This window comes from Aestuariivirga sp., assembly GCF_037139295.1.
GTDB lineage: Bacteria > Pseudomonadota > Alphaproteobacteria > Rhizobiales > Aestuariivirgaceae > Aestuariivirga.
Genome location: NZ_JBAXGR010000003.1, coordinates 47,789 through 63,830, shown reverse-complemented (window position 1 = coordinate 63,830; position 16,042 = coordinate 47,789). Strand labels below are relative to the sequence as shown.

Below are 16,042 nucleotides of genomic sequence, written 5' to 3'. Positions count from 1 at the left end.
CGCATCCAGATTCTGAGGGGCGTGTTGCAGAAACCTCGGCATCCCTCTATCAATCCCCTCATGGCCAAGGTGACAATCCAGGATGTGGCCCGCGTGGCGGGTGTGAGCGTTGCGACCGTTGACCGGGTGCTGAACCGCCGCCCCGGGGTGCGCGGGGTCACCGTCAACAAGGTCGAAACCGCCATCCGCGACCTCAATTACCAGCCGGACCGCATCGCGGCGCGGCTTGCGCGGTCACGCGAATACCGCTTCTGCTTCGTGCTGCCGGACCGCGCGGGCGACTTCTGGGAGCGCATCAACGAGGAGGTCCGCACCATGGCGGACCGCATGGCGGGCGAGCGCGTGTCGATCACCGTGAAGCGCGTTGACGTGTTCGACGGCGAGCTTCTGGCCTCCACCCTCGATTCGATCGGCGACGTGCATGACGGCGTTGCCGTGGCGGCGCTCGACCACCCGGCGGTGCGCGAGGCGATCAACGCGCTGGCTGCCCGCGGTGTCACGGTCGTCACGTTGGTCTCCGACGTGCCGGGCTCCAAGCGCATGCATTATGCCGGCATCGACAATTCCTCCGCCGGGCGCACCGCGGCGAGCCTGATGGGCCGCTTTCTGCGCGGCCTTACCGGCAAGGTGGGGCTCATCGCCGGGTCGCTGGCGCTGCGTGACCACATCGAGCGGCAGTTCGGATTCGAGCAGGTGCTGACGCATGAATACCCGAACCTGCAGGTGCTGCCGGTGCGCGAGTCGCGCGACGACTGGCGCAAGCTCGAGGAGATGACGGCGCAGCTCGTTGCCGAGCATGCTGATCTCGTCGGCATCTACAATGTCGGCGGCGGCACGCGCGGCATCGTCTCCGCACTCGAGGCAGCGGGCCGCGCCAAGGACGTGGTGCTGCTCGGCCATGATCTGAGCGATGCCAACCGCAAGGCACTGATCCGCGGCACCATCGATGCGGTGATCAACCAGGACCCCGGCCACGAGGTGCGCAGCGCCATCCGCGTGCTGATCGCCAAGGCGGACAACATGCCGCTGATCGAAAGCCAGGAGCGGATCAGGATTGATATCTTCCTGCGGGATAATTTGCCGTAGGGCGTGCCGATCTCAGGAATAGAGCCCCGGCCGCGTCTCACAGGCAATCGCCACCGTCTCTCCCGTCGCCAGCGATTTCACGCCGGCATCGGTGACGGTGGTCGCAACATATCCGTCCCACGCGCTGGACCCTACCGGCTTGCCCGTCATGATGGCGTTGATCCAGGCCTGGTTCTGGATGCGGTAGGCTGCCGCGAAGCGCGGGCGCCAGTCGGGGGCAAGCTGTGTTGCCGATACGCCATTGGCGCGCACTTGCGTGTTGAGCGTCGGGCCGAAACTGATCGTACCGGTCTCGCACACGAGCTCACCCTTCACGTCATAGCCATACTGCGCGTTGATGAAGAGTTCGACGTCGACGAGCTGGCCCTTGTCGGTCTCGAACACCAGCAGCATCGGGTCATCGAAGGTCGCGAGCTTGGAGCGCTTGGCGCGGAACACCTTCACCGAAGTGAGCTCGGCGGAGAGCACGAAGCGCGACACGTCCACCTCATGCCCGGCGGAACTGACGATGGCGGCAGCAGCATCGAAATGCGGCGGCGCCGATGCATTGCGGTGCACGCAGTGGAAGGCCAGCGCCTCGCCATAGCGCCCTGAATCGAGCAGGCCCTTCATCTCCACATAGCCGGGGTCGAAGCGCCGCATGTAGCCGAGCTGCACAAGGCGTTTCCCGCCTGCAATCTCTGCCTCGATGACGCGCAGGCCTTCGGCGGCGGTGGGTGCGAGCGGCTTCTCGCACAGCACCGGCTTTCCGGCCTTGATGCAGGCGATGGCGAAATCGGCGTGCGTCGCATCGGGGGACGCGATGAGGACGGCACCCACCTCTGGATCGTTGATGAGCGCAAAGGGGTCAGTAAGCGCGCGCTTGGCACCCGTCTCTTCCGCCACGGCCTTGGCGCGGGCGGAATCGGCATCCGAAATTGCCACCAGATGCGCGCCCGCCACGGAACTGGCGAAGATGCGGGCATGGTCTGCCCCCATGATGCCCGCCCCGATGATGCCGATGCCGATGCTCATGCACGTCTCCCGCTGTTTGGGGGCAGACTAGCCGAGGCAACGGCGATGGGCCACAGGCAATGCCTTTCAGCAACCTCTCAACCCATCATACGCGGGACAAGCCCGGGCATGATGGAGTCTGTGCGGAACTTGGGAGATCGCCGGGTCAGGCCCGGCGATGACGCGCCCGCGGCGCGTCACTTCATCGTCGGCATGACGAAGTCAGCACCCGCGCGGATGCCGGTGGGCCAGCGCGAGGTGATGGTCTTGAGGCGGGTGTAGAAGCGGATGCCTTCCGGACCATGCATGTGATGGTCGCCAAACAGCGATGACTTCCAGCCGCCGAAGGAGTGGAAGGCCATCGGCACCGGGATCGGCACGTTGATGCCGACCATGCCCACCTGGATCTGGTGCGCGAATTCGCGCGCCGCGTCGCCGTCACGCGTGAAGATGGCGGTGCCGTTGCCATATTCATGCTCGTTGATCATGGTCGCAGCCTGCTCGTAGGTGTCGGCACGGACGACCGAGAGCACGGGGCCGAAGATCTCTTCCTTGTAGATCTTCATGTCGGGCGTTACGTTGTCGAACAGCGTGCCACCGACGAAGTAGCCGTTCTCATAGCCCTGCAGCTTGATGCCGCGGCCATCGACGACGAGCTTCGCACCTTCGGCCACACCGGCGTCGATATAGCCCTTCACCTTTTCCTGGTGCTGCTTGGTGACGAGCGGGCCCATCTCGGCGTCCGGATCGGTGCCGGGCGCAACCTTGAGGGCGCGCACCTTGGGCTCGAGCTTGGCGATGAGCGCATCCGCCGTCTTCTTGCCGATGGGGACAGCCACGGAGATCGCCATGCAGCGCTCGCCGGCGGAGCCATAGGCCGCACCCATCAGCGCATCGACCGCCTGGTCCATGTCGGCGTCGGGCATGATGATCATGTGGTTCTTCGCGCCACCCAGCGCCTGGCAGCGCTTGCCGGTGCGGGCGGCGGTTTCATAGATGTAGCGGGCAATCGGCGTGGAGCCGACGAAGCTCACCGCCTGGATGTCGGGCGAATGCAGGATGGCGTCGACCGCCTCCTTGTCGCCGTGGACGACGTTGAAGACACCATCGGGAAGCCCGGCCTCCTTTAGCCACTTCGCCAGCAGCAGCGCGGCGGACGGATCACGCTCCGAGGGCTTCAGGATGAAGCAGTTGCCGGCGGCAAGGGCCACGGGGAACATCCACATCGGCACCATGGCGGGGAAGTTGAACGGCGTGATGCCTGCAACGACACCCAGCGGCTGGCGCAGCGAATGGCTGTCAACGCGCGTGCCGACGTTCTCGGTCACTTCGCCCTTCAAAAGCTGCGGGGCGGCGGTGGCAAATTCGACGACTTCGGCACCGCGCTGGATCTCGCCCTTTGCGTCCGACAACACCTTGCCGTGCTCGGAGGTGATGACGGCAGCGAGTTCGTCGGTGCGCGTGTCGAGGATGCCCAGAAACTTGTTGAGGATGCGGGCGCGGCGCAGCGGCGGGGTCGCGGCCCAGGCCGGGAAGGCCTTCTTGGCCACCGCGATGGCCTCGTTCACCTCGGCCGTGGACGCGAGCGACACGGAGGCCGTCTGCTCGCCCGTCGCCGGGTTGAAGACGGGTGCGGTGCGGCCCTTGCCTGCCACTTCGTGGCCGCCGATGAAGAAAGGAATGGTCTTTGCCATGGGGAATCCTCCTGAATTGGTGGCCTCCTATGCGCCTTTGAATTCTGCACAGCAATGAGCAGGATTGCGCTTTCGATGTGCATAAATTAAAGTAAATCCATGGACTGGGACCGCATCCGCATCTTCCTCGCCGTCGCCCGCGCCGGGCAAATCTCGGGCGCCGCCAAGGGCTTGGGGCTGAACCACGCCACCGTCGGCCGGCAGCTGACGGCGCTGGAGGAGGAACTGGGAACCCCGCTCGTCGAGCGGCAGACCAATGGCTGCGTGCTGACCCAGGCCGGCGAAGTGCTCATGCGCTCGGCCGAGAAGGTGGAGTCGGAACTCCTGCAGGCCGGCAACCGCCTCTCGGGGGCAACCGAGGCATTGACCGGCACGGTGCGCGTCGGCGCCCCCGACGGGCTGGGCAATTACTTCCTGTCCCGCACGTTGGGCGCGCTGGCGGAGCTTCACCCCGAACTCACCATCCAGCTCGTGCCGCTGCCGCGCACCTTCTCGCTGTCGCGCCGCGAGGCGGATATCGTGGTGACGCTGGACCGCCCGAAGCAGGGCCGCCTCATCGTGCGCAAGCTCACCGACTATTCGCTCAGCGTCTATGCTGCGGCGGACTACCTCGACCGGCATGGGCCCATTCGCACTGTCGACGATCTCGACGGCCATCTCTTCGTCACCCATGTCGAGGATTTCGTCTATTCCCGCGCGCTGGATTATGCGGCGGAACTCGGCAAGCGGATGCGGCGGCACTACGAGTGCGGCAGCGTGGTGGCGCAGATGGAGGCGGTGCGTGCGGGCCACGGCGTCGGCATCCTGCACGATTATGCAGCGCTGCAATATCCGGAGCTGCGGCGGCTGCTGCCCGAGCTGCGCTTCACCCGCACCTACTGGCTGATGTCGCACCCGGACACGCATGACACGCGGCGGGTGGCCGAGGTCTATGCGGCGATCACGCGCGCGGTGGGGGAGGCGAAGGGGCGTTTCGTGCTGGGGTGACTACTGCACCGTGCCCCGTGCATCCACCTTGACCGCGCCCAGAACTTGCGTGCCGCGCACGAAGACCACGCGGTCGAACAGGTTCGTCACCGGGCACACATGGTTCGGCGTGATGCGGACAAAATCACCGACCTTCGGCTTGTCATTCACCTTCGAGATGTCGAGGAAGCCATGCTCTTCCGACATGTTGTAGACGCTTGAACCGGACAGTGCCCGCACTTCGCCGAAGCCTTCGAGGCCGACGAGGTCGCTGGTCAGCGACTTCGAGCCCGCGTCGATCATCGCGCGGTCAGCCGTCGGCACGCTGACGACGGTGGACAGCACGGTCAGCGCGCAGTCGTCCGGCGTGGCGGAGCCCGCGGCGATCTGCATGCGGTCCATGTAGATGTAGGTGCCTGCGCGGTATTCGCTGGCAAGTGAGAGACCGTCGTCCTTCCACATGTCAGGGGTGCCGCCGACAGAGACGGCAGGAATGTCGAGGCCCGATTTCGCAAGTCCTTCGCGCGCCGTGTCGAGGAAGCTCGCCATCTGCGGCCGTGCGCCGTTCTTCGGCAGCGTCATCAGCCCGCCGAACGCGAGGCCCGGCGTGCGGTCGATGGCCTGCGCCAGGGCGATGGCACCTTGAGGGCTCTGCACGCCATTGCGCGCGGCACCGGTGTCGCATTCGACCAGAACGTCGATACTGCGGCCTGCAAGCGCCGCTGCATGCGACAAGCCCTCAAGCACCGACTCATTGTCCGCCACCACCTTGATGGCGGTGCGTTTGGCGAGTTCTGCGAGGCGTTCGAGCTTGTGCTGGCCGACGACATTGAAGGTGAGCAGCATGTCGGTGATGCCGGCATCGGCCATCACCTCGGCCTCGCCCAGCTTCTGGACGGTGATCCCCCTGGCGCCAAGGTCGATCTGCGCCCGGGCCAGTGGCACCAGCTTGTGGGTCTTGATGTGCGGGCGGTTGGCGAAGCCAGCGGCATCGCAGCGCTCCTGCCATTTGCGCAGGTTCCGCTCCACCACGTCGATGTCGATCACCGGAACGGGGGTTTCGAGGTCCTCGAGGCGCTGGCCCGCGGGTTCAAAGTCGAAGTAGCTGAGAATGTCCATGGGCACAGTCTAGCCTGATCAACCCTGCGGCGGGAAGCGGCGCTTGAGGTCGGCGATCTGCTCGTCCGTCAGGTAGCGGGTGGGGCGGCCATGCAGCAGCAGGTAGAGCCGCGCGGTCTCCTCCAGCTCCTCGATGGCATCGACGGCGGCGGAGAGGCTGGTGCCCGCCACCACCGGGCCGTGGTTGGCCAGCAGCACCGCATTGTGGTTGGCGGCAGCCTTGCCCACGGCCTCGCCCAGCGCCTTGTCGCCCGGCGCATAATAGGGGATCAGTGGCAGCTTGCCGACGCGCATCACATAATAGGCGGTGATCGGCGGCAGAACGTCCTCATGGTTGATGCAGTCGAGGCAGGAGACGGCGACGGAATGGGTGGAGTGCAGATGCACGACCGCACCCGCCTTCGCCCGCTCGCGATACATGGCAAGGTGCAGGAAGCTTTCCTTGGTCGGATCGTCGCCATCGACAAGCTTGCCCTGATCATCCAGCTTCGACAGCCGTGCGGGGTCGAGGCGGCCCAATGATGAACCCGTAGGCGTCATCAGCCAGCCGTTGTCCACACGCATCGAGATGTTGCCGGAGGAACCGAAGGTGAGGCGCCGCTCGAACATCGAGCGGCCCATTTCGCAGATAAGCTCCCGCGCTTTCGCCTCGCTCATGCCAGGGCCTCCAGCGCTTCCGCGAAGAAATCAGGCCCGCCGAAATTGCCGGACTTCAGGGCCAGTGCATAGCGCGGACTTCCGTACGAGAGGCAGGTCGGAACACCGGGCGCGATCTGCGGCCCGATCTCGAGCGCCTCAACCTTCAAGGCCGAAACCACGGCACCGGACGTCTCGCCACCTGCGATCACAAAGCGCCGCACGCCCTGCGCGGCAAGCCCGCTCGCCAGTTTCGCAATGGCATGCTCGATCATCTCACCCGCTTTCTCGCGCCCGAAATTGGCCTGCACGGCCGCCACCTTGTCAGGCGCGGCGGAGGCATAGATGAGGGCAGGGCCCTTCTTCAGCTTCTCAATGGCCCAGGCGAGCAGGGCGGCGACTGTCTTCTCCTGATCGTTCGCGAGCGCCTGCGGGTCGATCGCCTGTGCGGCATGCTTGGCCGCGAAACGCTCCACCTGGCCCAGCGTGGCGGCGGAGCAGGAGCCTGACAGCACGATGCCGGGGCCGCCGACCTTTGCCAATGGCGACGCGCCCTCGCGCTTCGGGATGAGCCTTGCCGTGCGGTAGTTCTGCGGCAGGCCGATGGCGACGCCGGAACCACCGGTGATCAGCGGCAGTGCGGAGGAGGCGGCGCCGATATGTTCGAGGTCGCGGTCCTCCAGCGCATCGACGATGGCATGGCCAATGCCTTGTGCCGCGAGTGCTGCATAGGCTTCTGCGATGGCGGGGGCACCCTGTTTCACCGTCTTGTAGGGCACCAGCCCCACCTTGTGCTGCGACTGCCGCCCCAGCACGCGCACGAGGTTCGCATCGCGCATGGGCGTGAGCGGGTGGTTCTTCATCGATGAGTCGGAGAGCAGCTCGCCGCCAACGAAGAGGTGGCCCAGATAGATCGTCCGGCCGTTTTCCGGGAAGGCCGGGCAGGCGATGGTGAAGTCCGATTCCAACTCCTTCAGCAGCGCATCGGCCACCGGGCCGATGTTGCCTTCGTCAGTGGAATCGAAGGTCGAGCAGTACTTGAAGAAGATCTGCCTTGCGCCATTGGCCTTCAGCCAGCGGCAGGCAGCAAGCGACTGCGCCACCGCATCAGCCGCCGGAATGGTACGCGACTTCAGCGCTACCACCACGGCATCAGCCTCAGGTGCTGCACCCTTGGGAATGCCAATGGTCTGCACCGTGTGCATGCCACGCCGCGTGAGCGTGTTGGCGAGGTCGGTGGCGCCCGTGAAATCGTCGGCGATGCAGCCGAGGATCATGGCGCTCAGGCCGTCCGGATGCGGACGACGCCGTAGGGCCCGAGTTCGACGCTGGAAAGCTTCTTCACCGTCTCGCCCTTGCCCGACAGGAAGTCGGGGTCGGTGGCGAGCTTCTGGAAGTTGCCATCCGTCAGGCGATGGATTTCAGCGGCACCCTTGAGGCCCGAGAGCTTCACCTTCTGCGCCTCAGGCGTGAGGTTGGCGAGCCACAGCTCCGTGCCATCGGGTGACTTGTGCGCCAGTGCGGCGACGGTTGACGGCGCACTCGACACGGCATCGAGGCGGCGGTTGCCGCTTGCAGCGCTGAGCCCCGCCAGCACGTGATAGGTGGGATAGACCTCCGCCTTGGCGCCATCGAACCACGGCTGGGCATGGTCCGCCTTGCGGTAGATGGCGCCCTGCGGCCCCGTCACCGCGCCCAGCGACACGGCATCGAGCCCGCCCTTGGCGAAGGCAGAGAGCAGCCCGACATTCCAGGCGGCGGCGAACAATCCGCGCTGGCGCGGGTCCATGTCGGCGAGGCAGACGCGGGAGTTGTTGGGGTTGGCAGAGACCACGGCGCCATACGGGTTGTCGCGGCAGGGAATGGAGGAAGGTCCCAGCAGATAGGGCGTATCCTTGCCGATCATGTTGCGGGTGGAGGCGATGATGGAGGGAAGCGACTCCAGCGTCTCCATCACCGAGATGTCGTCGGCCGCGTGCACGATCGGGCACACCGTGTGGGTGATGAAGTCGAACACGCCCTTGGGTGTGGGCTTGCGGTTGAGTTCCGTGAAGAACGACAGCATGCCGCCGCCCAGCGTGACACCGGGGAATTCCTTGCGCACCGCGGCTGCCATTTCTTCGTAAGTGGGTCCCCACGGGCGCGGCGTGTTGGGCTGGAACGACTTGAGGTCGTGCATCTGCGTGACAACGATGGCATCGGGCTTGTAGTCCGCCGCGCGGATTTCCTTCGCGATGGCGGCAACCTCTTCCGCCGCTGGCTTCTTGGCCGACAGCACGATCTCGAGGAAGGAGAGGGCACCGGTGCGTTCGCGCAGTTCACGGAAGGCAGCGGCGGCCTCGCGCTGGCCGCTGTTGCGGCCATCGATCTGGCAGACGAGGTGGTTGGGCTCCATCGCCGCGATGAGGTCAATCTTGGCCAGCGCGTGCTTGGCCTCTGACATGGGCACGCCGATGCCGATGGCCGGGATCATGCCCTTGACGGCGCCGACGTCCACGGTGATGCCGGAGCCGACCTTGGCAGCCTTCTTCGCCGCAGGCTTGCCCTCGATCGTCACGGTGATCGACTGGGTGAAGGGCTCACCCTTCTTCAGCGTGTAGGGCCAGGGGTCCAGCAACGAACACACATAGGTCTTGTAGGAGGCGTCCATCCAGTTGCGGTGGTCCTCCATCTCGAACTTGTTGCCTTCCATCAGCACGGTCGCGGTCACGCCCGGCACCACCTGGTGCTTCAGCGAGCGGATCTCGAACACCGGCTGGCCGGGGCTGATGATCTTGGGGAAGCGGCCCTTCTTCTTCTTGCCGTCAGTATGGACGATCTCCACGGGCTCACCGACGACACCATTGAGCGGATGCAGGATGGTGAAACCGGTGCGGTTTGTGAGAAAGTCGGTCGACGGCGTTCCGGTGACGGTGAAGTTCAGCGTGCCCTTGGCACTCGCCTCGATCTTCGCCACGTAATGCAGGCCCTGGGTCCTGTCCTTGGTGGTGGCGGAATAGCTGATGGAGAAGCCATCCTTGCCCTGTCTGATCTTGAGGTTCTCGATGGCCGGTGCATAGGTGCCCCAGTCCTTGTCGCGCACCAGATAGGCGATGCCGCGCAGTACTTCCGAGCCCCGATAGCGGATGTAGCGCAGCGCGCCATTGTCGAACATCGCGGTGATCGGCCCGGCTGTGAGGGTGCGGCGCTTGCCTTCGGCGACGTCCGTGCCGGTCAGCTTCACTGCGCGGGTAAGGGTGCTTTTCGCCATGGGAATCCTCAAATGACCTGTTCGCTCTGGGGATCGATGATGACCGCACGTGTCATGTCGATGTCAATCTCCGTCCGCTCGCCGGGGCGGGAAACATCATGAGCGGCGAGTTCCGCGATGATCGAGGCGCCACCGAGCGGCATGGTGGCCTGAACGCGCGAGCCCGTCGGTTGCACGAGTTCGATGGTGACGGGCACGCGGGCATGACCCTTGGCCAGCGACTGCCCCGCCATGGCGATATATTGCGGGCGAAGCCCCAGCACCACGGCCTGGCCGGCTTTCAGTCCGTTGCGGCCTGGCATGTCAAGCCGTGTGCCGTCGTTGAGCGCAACACCCGTCTCGGTCGTCGTCGCGGGGATGAAGTTCATCTTGGGGCTGCCGAGGAAGCCCGCCACGAAGCGCGTCTTCGGGCGCTCGAACAGGTCCAGGGGCGAACCCTGCTGCTCGATCAGACCGTCGCGCAGCAGCACGATCCGGTCGGCGAGCGTCATGGCCTCGATCTGGTCATGCGTCACATAGACCATGGTGCGGCCGAGCTCCTGGTGCAGGCGCTTGATCTCGACGCGCATGTCGTCGCGCAGCTGCGCATCGAGGTTCGAGAGCGGCTCGTCGAAGAGATAGAGGATCGCGTCGCGCACGATGGCCCGTCCGATGGCCACGCGCTGGCGCTGGCCGCCCGAAAGCTCGCGCGGGAAGCGCGTCAGCAGGTGGCCGATGCCCAGCATCTCGGCCGCGCGCGACACGCGCTTCTCCACCTCTGCCTCCGGCACCTTGCGTGAGCGGAGCCCGAAGGCCACGTTGTCCTTCACGTTGAGATAGGGGTAGAGCGCGTAGTTCTGGAACACCATGGCGATGTTGCGGTCGCGCGGGCGAGCCCATGTCACGTCCTCGCCGCCGATCTCGATGGTGCCCGAGCTTGCCTCCTCCAGGCCTGCGATGGTCCGCAGTAGCGTGGACTTGCCGCAGCCCGAGGGGCCGACCAGCACGGTGAACTCGCCCGATGGCACCTCGAGGTCGATGCCCTTCACGGCATGGAAGGCGCCGTAATGCTTGTGAAGACCGGTGATCTTGAGGTCAGACATCGTTAGCCCTTGACTGCGCCCATGGAGATGCCGCGCACCAGGTAGCGCTGCATCACCGCGACGGTGAAGAAGACGGGAATGGTGCCCAGCACCGACATGGCGGCGATCTTGGCCCAGAAATTGGACTGCCCGCCGAAGTAATGCGTCACCTGCACGGTGTAGGTGGTCACCTCCGTGCGCGTCAGCACCAGCGCGAAGAGGAAGTCGTTCCACGCGAACACGAAGGTGAAGACGGCGGTGGCGAAGAGGCCGGAGCGCGCCATCGGCAGCACCACCTTCCACAGCACTTGCCCGCGCGTGCAGCCATCGACGAGGGCAGACTCTTCGAGTTCAAGCGGAATGTCCTCGATGTAGCCGCGCATCATCCAGATGACATAGGGCAGCGAGAAGGCGGTGTAGAGCACGATGAGACCCACATAGGTGTCAACCCAGCCCAGCCACACATAAACGAGGAAAAGCGGGAACACGATGGCGACGGGCGGCATCATGCGCTGCGAGATGATCCACACCGCGAGGTTCTCGCCACCCGTCTTGAAGCGCACGAGGCTGTAGGCGGCGATGGTGCCGAGGATCATGGCGAAGAAGGTGGAGACGGACGCGAGAATGAGGCTGTTGCCCACGGTGGCGGCGTCACCGTCCTTGAACAGCACCTTGTAGTTCGCCAGCTGGAGCGATTTCGGATACCACACCGGCGGAAAGGCGAAGATCTCGTCCGGCGTCTTGAACGAGATGATGAACAGCCAGTAGACCGGGAACACGAAGATGATCGTGATGATCACCGCCAGCGCATAGCGGAAGGCGAGCCGGTTGCCGGGGCGGCGGTGGAAGGGCAGGGCGGCGCTCATTTCGCTGATCTCTTCACTTGGCAAGTCCCATTCTGCGGATGGCCCATGTGACGACCACGGTGAGGATGGCGATGACGAGGAAGGCGATGGCCGCCGTGTAGCTCGTCTCGAACTGCTTGAAGCCCATGGTGTAGGTGTAGATGGAGATCGTCTCCGTCATGGTGCCGGGTCCGCCCATGGTGAGCGCCCAGATGATGTCGAAGATGCGGAACAGGTCGAGGCCCCTGATTAATATGGCAATCGCCATCACCGGCCAGATCGCCGGCAACACGATGTAGCGGAAGGTGCGGATGAAGGATGCGCCGTCGATCTCGGCGGCTTCCGTCTGCGACTTGTCGACGTTGGACAGCGCCGCCAGAAGGATCAGGAACATGAAGGGCGTCCACTGCCAGATCTCGCAGAAGATGATGGCCGGGTAGACGAGGAAGGGGTTGATCGTCCACAGCAGGTTCACCCGGTGGCCGGCGAACCAACCGAGGATCTGGTTGATCGGCCCATACTGGTTGTCGAGCAGCAGCCGCCATGTGGCGCCCGCCACGATGGGCGAGATGATGGTGGGCAGCACGAGGAGCGACACGAAGATCTGCCGCCACGGCATCTTTTCGAGAAAGAGATACGCCATGGCGAGGCCGAACAGCAGCTCCAGCGGCAGCGCGATGGCGGTGATGACAAGGGTGTGCAGCAGCGACTGCCAGAGGCGGAGATCCTTGAACAGCTGCTTGTAATTGTAGAGACCGGCGAAGGAGGTGTCGGTATCCATCATGTCGATGCGCATGAACGACACGATGAGCGAATAGATCAGCGGAAACAGGCCAACCGCCAGCAGCAGGAAGATCGCAGGCGCGATGATCCAGTACCTGAAGTTCCGGTCCGGCTGGCGATGGGCGGCAATGGTGGGCATGTGACTCAAGGGGGCATGGAGGAAGAGATGTCCCTCCCCATAAGGGGGAGGGACTTGAGCGCTTGCTTACATCTTCGGATAGGCGCCGGACTTTGACGCCCAGGCACCATAGACCGCCTTCTGCTTGTCGACGCCGATCTTGTCGGTGATGGCGTCCCACTCGGCGGCGGCCGCGTCGGCAATCGCCTTGGGGTCGTCGCCGGCCCACAGCTTGGAGATCATCTGGCGCAAGGTCTCCTCGTACTTGTCGGTCTGGAGCACCGAGAGGTCGAGAAGGCCGTTCGTTGCACCCGCCTGCAGGGCCGCGAGATAGTCCTTCGCATCCGGCCACTTGGCAAGATACTCGGCCGAGGTGAAGTGCGAGTCGCGGAACGGGTCACGCAGCGCGTAGGGAAGCTGCACGCGTTGCAGCGAAGTCGACTCGCTGTTCAGCCACTGGATGAACAGATAGGCCGCATCCTTGTTCTTCGACGTCGATGCGACGGAGAGGCAGAAGCCAGCGGCCAGTTCCGGGTGTCCGCCCGGCGGCATGGCGTAACCCACCTTGCCGGCGATCGTGGACTTCGGGACCCAGCTCAGCACTTCCTGGTCGGTGCCGTATCCGGCGGCCCAGCGGCCATAGGGCGGCCACGAGATGGTCATCGCGGTCTGTCCCTGCAGGAAGGCGGCGAGGTTCTCGACGAAGCCCCACTGCTCCACGCCTGGCGGCATCCACGCGTTCTCTGCGCGCATGTCGGTCAAAACCTTCACGCCGACGTCCGAGTTGATCGTCGCCTTCATCGAGTCGGCGTCGAAGAACTTGCCGCCTTCGTTGCGGAAGCGCTCCTGGAACATGAACATGGTGTAGGGCGGCTGGCGGAAGAAGCCGGCGCCATAGGTGCCCTTGTCCTTCAGGAGTTCGGTCAGCACCGGGCCTGTGGCGTCGAATTCGGCCCAGGTGGTGGGCACGGCCAGGTCCTTGCCGGTCTTTTCCTTGAAGGCGGCCTGCACTGCCGGGTCCGTGAAGATATCCTTGCGGAAATACATCACGAAGACGTCGCCGTCGTCCGGGAAGCCATAGATCTTGCCGTTCACCATCATCTGGTTGTCACGGTAGGTAGCGGCGATCTTCTGCAGTTCCTCGCGGTAACCGTACTTGTCCACGAACGGGTCGAGGTCTTCGAGTGCACCGGCATTCACAAGGTCGGGCATCCACGACGGGATGACGTTGAGCGCGTCATAGGCGCCGGCACCCGACTTGTAGTCCTGCATGATCTTGGTGAACATTTCGGCGGTGGAAACTTCCACGACCTTCACGTCAATGCCGGTCAGTTCCTTCCACTTCGGGCCGGAGAAGTTCAGCGGGTCGAGGGCCTGCAGGCCCGCTTCCCAGACGATGGAGATCGTCTGGCCGCTGTATTGCTTGGCGGCGTCGACGGCGGTCTGCGCCGCGTCTGCCGCTGCGGCCTGGCGAGCAGCAAGGCTCGTCGAGCCAGCAAGTCCGGCTGCGACGCCGATCTTGCCTACGTCACGTCTTGTAACCATTTGTCTTCCTCCTATTGTTGAACGGCGGCGGTGAGCAGCCATTCGTTTCCCCGCTTTCCGGGGAATTCCTGTTCAGCCGAAGCGCCTGCCAAAGGCAGCGAGCTTGGCCTTGAATCCTTGCTGTTCCAGAACGTCCCGGTTGACCACGCCGCGCGGCTGCTGGCCCTTCATCACGTCGAGCACGGCCTTGATGTCGGCGGCACCATTCCCTGCAAAGCACTGGTCGGTCCAGCACAGGGCGTGGGGTGCTGCGATGATGTTGTCGAGCTTGAGCAGCGGGTCGTCGGGGTCGGTCGGCTCCTGCTCGAACACGTCGAGGCCCGCACCGGCGATCCTGTTTTCCTGCAGTACCTTCGTCAGCGCCTTCTGGTCGACGATGGGCCCGCGTGCGGTGTTGATGAAGTAAGCCGTGGGCTTCATCAGTGCAAGGCGCTCGGCATTGACGATGTGGTGCGTCTCGGGTGTCAGCGGGCAGTTGACGCAAAGAATGTCGGAGCTCCGGAACAGCTCCTCCAGCGACACGAGCTCGATGCCGAGCTCGGCGGCAATCTTTTTGTCCGCGAAGGGATCATGCGCAATGAAGTTCATGTCGAAGGGCTTCGCCAGCCGGAACATTTCAGCACCGATGTTGCCAACGCCCAGCGAGCCTAGCGTCTTGCCGACGAGGCCAACGCCCATGTGTGCGCCGCGTGCGGCGAAGCCGGGGGCGCCCTGCCGGGCGAGCTTGTCCTTCACCATCAGCTTGCCGGTGAGGGCGAGGATAAAGGTGATGATGGACACAGCCACCGGGCGCCTCACGCCATCGGGCGTGATGGCGAGCGCAATGTCATTCGCCGTGCAGGCGGCAACGTCCACCGTGTCATAGCCAACCCCGAAGCGGGCCACGACGGCGAGGCGGCCGGACGTCGGCACGCTCGTCGCATCGAAGCGGTGTGCGAGCAGGATGAGTGCGTCGAATTCCTCGAGCTGGTCACCGCGAATGGGTGACGCATTGTCGAGGTACACCATCTCGACGTTCTTCGCTTCAGCGAGCGGCGTGAGGTCAAAGTCGGGGAAGGTGGGCGATCCGTCCGCCTTCCTGAAGTCTTCGGAGAGGGCGACGCGGAACGGGCCCATCACTTCGCCCCTTCGCGGATTTCCTTGGCGGCGGCAGCAAGCCCGTCGCGCAGCACCCAGATGTCGCCCGAGTAGCAGATGAAGTCGAAACCGTCCTTGTAGAATGCGATACCGGCGTCTGCGCTCGGCACCAGGCGACCAAGGAACTTGCCGTGCTTCTTTGCGGCCCTGATGGTGCGGTCGATGGCGGCGGTGAACTTCGGGTGGTTGAACTCGCCCGGAATGCCGAGTGACACGGAGAGGTCGAAGTGCCCGACCCACAAGCCGTCCACACCCTTGACGGCTGCGATCTCGTCGACGTTCTCGGCTCCCTCTGCCGTCTCGATAAGGCAGATCACGGAGGTGCGGTCATTGGCGGCGTTCAGCGCGTCGGCCACCGGGGCTGCGCGGTAATTGTCATGCGCCATCTGCAGGCCCACGCCGCGCTTGCCGGCCGGGAAATATTTCACCGAGTCGACCATTGCCTGCGCCTGCGCGGCGCTCGAGATCATTGGCGCGATGAGGCCTTCCGCCCCCATGTCGCAGGCCCGCGCCAGCATGTCGTTCTCCTGGGCGGGCACGCGCACGATCAAGGGCACCTGTGCTGCCTCGAAATAGCGAACAGCACTCTTCAGCGTCTCGAAGGAGAAGCCCGAATGCTCCATGTCGAAGAAGGCGAAGTCCAGGCCCGCCGCCTTGAGGATGTGGCCGATGCCCGGCGTGGCGAATTCGACAATGAAATTGCCGATCTTCGGCCCCGGCGCATGCGCGAGTTCCTTCAGCCCCATCGGGCACTCCTCCCATGAACGCCCGGTTGGCTCCAGGTCGCACTGTTTGACTTATCATACCAG

14 protein-coding genes are annotated in these 16,042 nt (G+C 64.6%); 2 read left to right on the top strand and 12 right to left on the bottom strand.

Annotated features, from left to right (window positions below; translation table 11 throughout):
- Nucleotides 1-60 precede the first annotated feature (60 nt).
- Nucleotides 61-1,086, top strand: coding sequence for a LacI family DNA-binding transcriptional regulator (locus WCJ41_RS01810; RefSeq protein WP_336904110.1), 1,026 nt, complete (start codon nt 61-63; stop codon nt 1,084-1,086).
- A 12-nt stretch (nt 1,087-1,098) separates the two neighbouring features.
- Here WCJ41_RS01810 and WCJ41_RS01805 read toward each other — a convergent pair whose 3' ends face one another.
- Together WCJ41_RS01805 and WCJ41_RS01800 are read right to left on the bottom strand one after the other, a co-directional pair.
- Nucleotides 1,099-2,100, bottom strand: a complete 1,002-nt coding sequence (locus WCJ41_RS01805) for a Gfo/Idh/MocA family oxidoreductase (RefSeq protein WP_336904109.1) — start codon at nt 2,098-2,100, stop codon at nt 1,099-1,101.
- Nucleotides 2,101-2,276: 176 nt separating this feature from the next.
- Nucleotides 2,277-3,773, bottom strand: coding sequence for a CoA-acylating methylmalonate-semialdehyde dehydrogenase (locus tag WCJ41_RS01800; RefSeq protein ID WP_336904108.1), 1,497 nt, complete (start codon nt 3,771-3,773; stop codon nt 2,277-2,279).
- A gap of 99 nt (nt 3,774-3,872) precedes the next feature.
- Between WCJ41_RS01800 and WCJ41_RS01795 the strand changes: the two genes are divergently transcribed.
- Entirely contained in the window at nt 3,873-4,760 is an 888-nt protein-coding gene (locus WCJ41_RS01795) for a LysR family transcriptional regulator (RefSeq protein WP_336904107.1), read from the top strand.
- On the opposite strand, the gene WCJ41_RS01790 is transcribed toward WCJ41_RS01795, so the two are convergent.
- From WCJ41_RS01790 to WCJ41_RS01745, 10 genes are all read right to left on the bottom strand, one after another.
- Nucleotides 4,761-5,858 carry an alanine racemase gene (locus WCJ41_RS01790; RefSeq protein WP_336904106.1) on the bottom strand — a complete coding sequence of 366 codons (1,098 nt, stop codon included), beginning with the start codon at nt 5,856-5,858 and terminating at the stop codon, nt 4,761-4,763.
- An 18-nt stretch (nt 5,859-5,876) separates the two neighbouring features.
- Nucleotides 5,877-6,515, bottom strand: coding sequence for a 3-oxo-tetronate 4-phosphate decarboxylase (gene otnC / locus WCJ41_RS01785; RefSeq protein WP_336904105.1), 639 nt, complete (start codon nt 6,513-6,515; stop codon nt 5,877-5,879).
- Nucleotides 6,512-7,771 (bottom strand): 3-oxo-tetronate kinase, encoded by a 1,260-nt coding sequence (otnK, locus tag WCJ41_RS01780; RefSeq protein ID WP_336904104.1) that lies wholly within the window; start codon nt 7,769-7,771, stop codon nt 6,512-6,514. Before otnK ends, otnC begins: the two co-directional genes overlap by 4 nt.
- Before the next feature lie 5 nt (nt 7,772-7,776).
- Complete coding sequence (locus WCJ41_RS01775; RefSeq protein ID WP_336904103.1) at nt 7,777-9,744, bottom strand: hypothetical protein; 1,968 nt, start codon at nt 9,742-9,744, stop codon at nt 7,777-7,779.
- Between the two features lie 8 nt (nt 9,745-9,752).
- Nucleotides 9,753-10,826 (bottom strand): ABC transporter ATP-binding protein, encoded by a 1,074-nt coding sequence (locus WCJ41_RS01770; RefSeq protein ID WP_336904102.1) that lies wholly within the window; start codon nt 10,824-10,826, stop codon nt 9,753-9,755.
- A gap of 2 nt (nt 10,827-10,828) precedes the next feature.
- Entirely contained in the window at nt 10,829-11,671 is an 843-nt protein-coding gene (locus WCJ41_RS01765; RefSeq protein WP_336904101.1) for a carbohydrate ABC transporter permease, read from the bottom strand.
- 13 nt (nt 11,672-11,684) lie between these two features.
- A complete protein-coding gene (locus tag WCJ41_RS01760) occupies nt 11,685-12,572 on the bottom strand; it encodes a sugar ABC transporter permease (protein ID WP_336904100.1) in 888 nt (295 codons plus the stop codon).
- Nucleotides 12,573-12,638: 66 nt separating this feature from the next.
- A complete protein-coding gene (locus WCJ41_RS01755; protein ID WP_336904099.1) occupies nt 12,639-14,096 on the bottom strand; it encodes an extracellular solute-binding protein in 1,458 nt (485 codons plus the stop codon).
- 72 nt (nt 14,097-14,168) lie between these two features.
- Nucleotides 14,169-15,212, bottom strand: a complete 1,044-nt coding sequence (locus WCJ41_RS01750) for an NAD(P)-dependent oxidoreductase (RefSeq protein WP_336904098.1) — start codon at nt 15,210-15,212, stop codon at nt 14,169-14,171.
- A complete protein-coding gene (locus WCJ41_RS01745) occupies nt 15,212-15,979 on the bottom strand; it encodes an aldolase/citrate lyase family protein (RefSeq protein ID WP_336904097.1) in 768 nt (255 codons plus the stop codon). The genes WCJ41_RS01750 and WCJ41_RS01745 overlap by 1 nt, the downstream gene beginning before the upstream one ends.
- Nucleotides 15,980-16,042 lie beyond the last annotated feature (63 nt).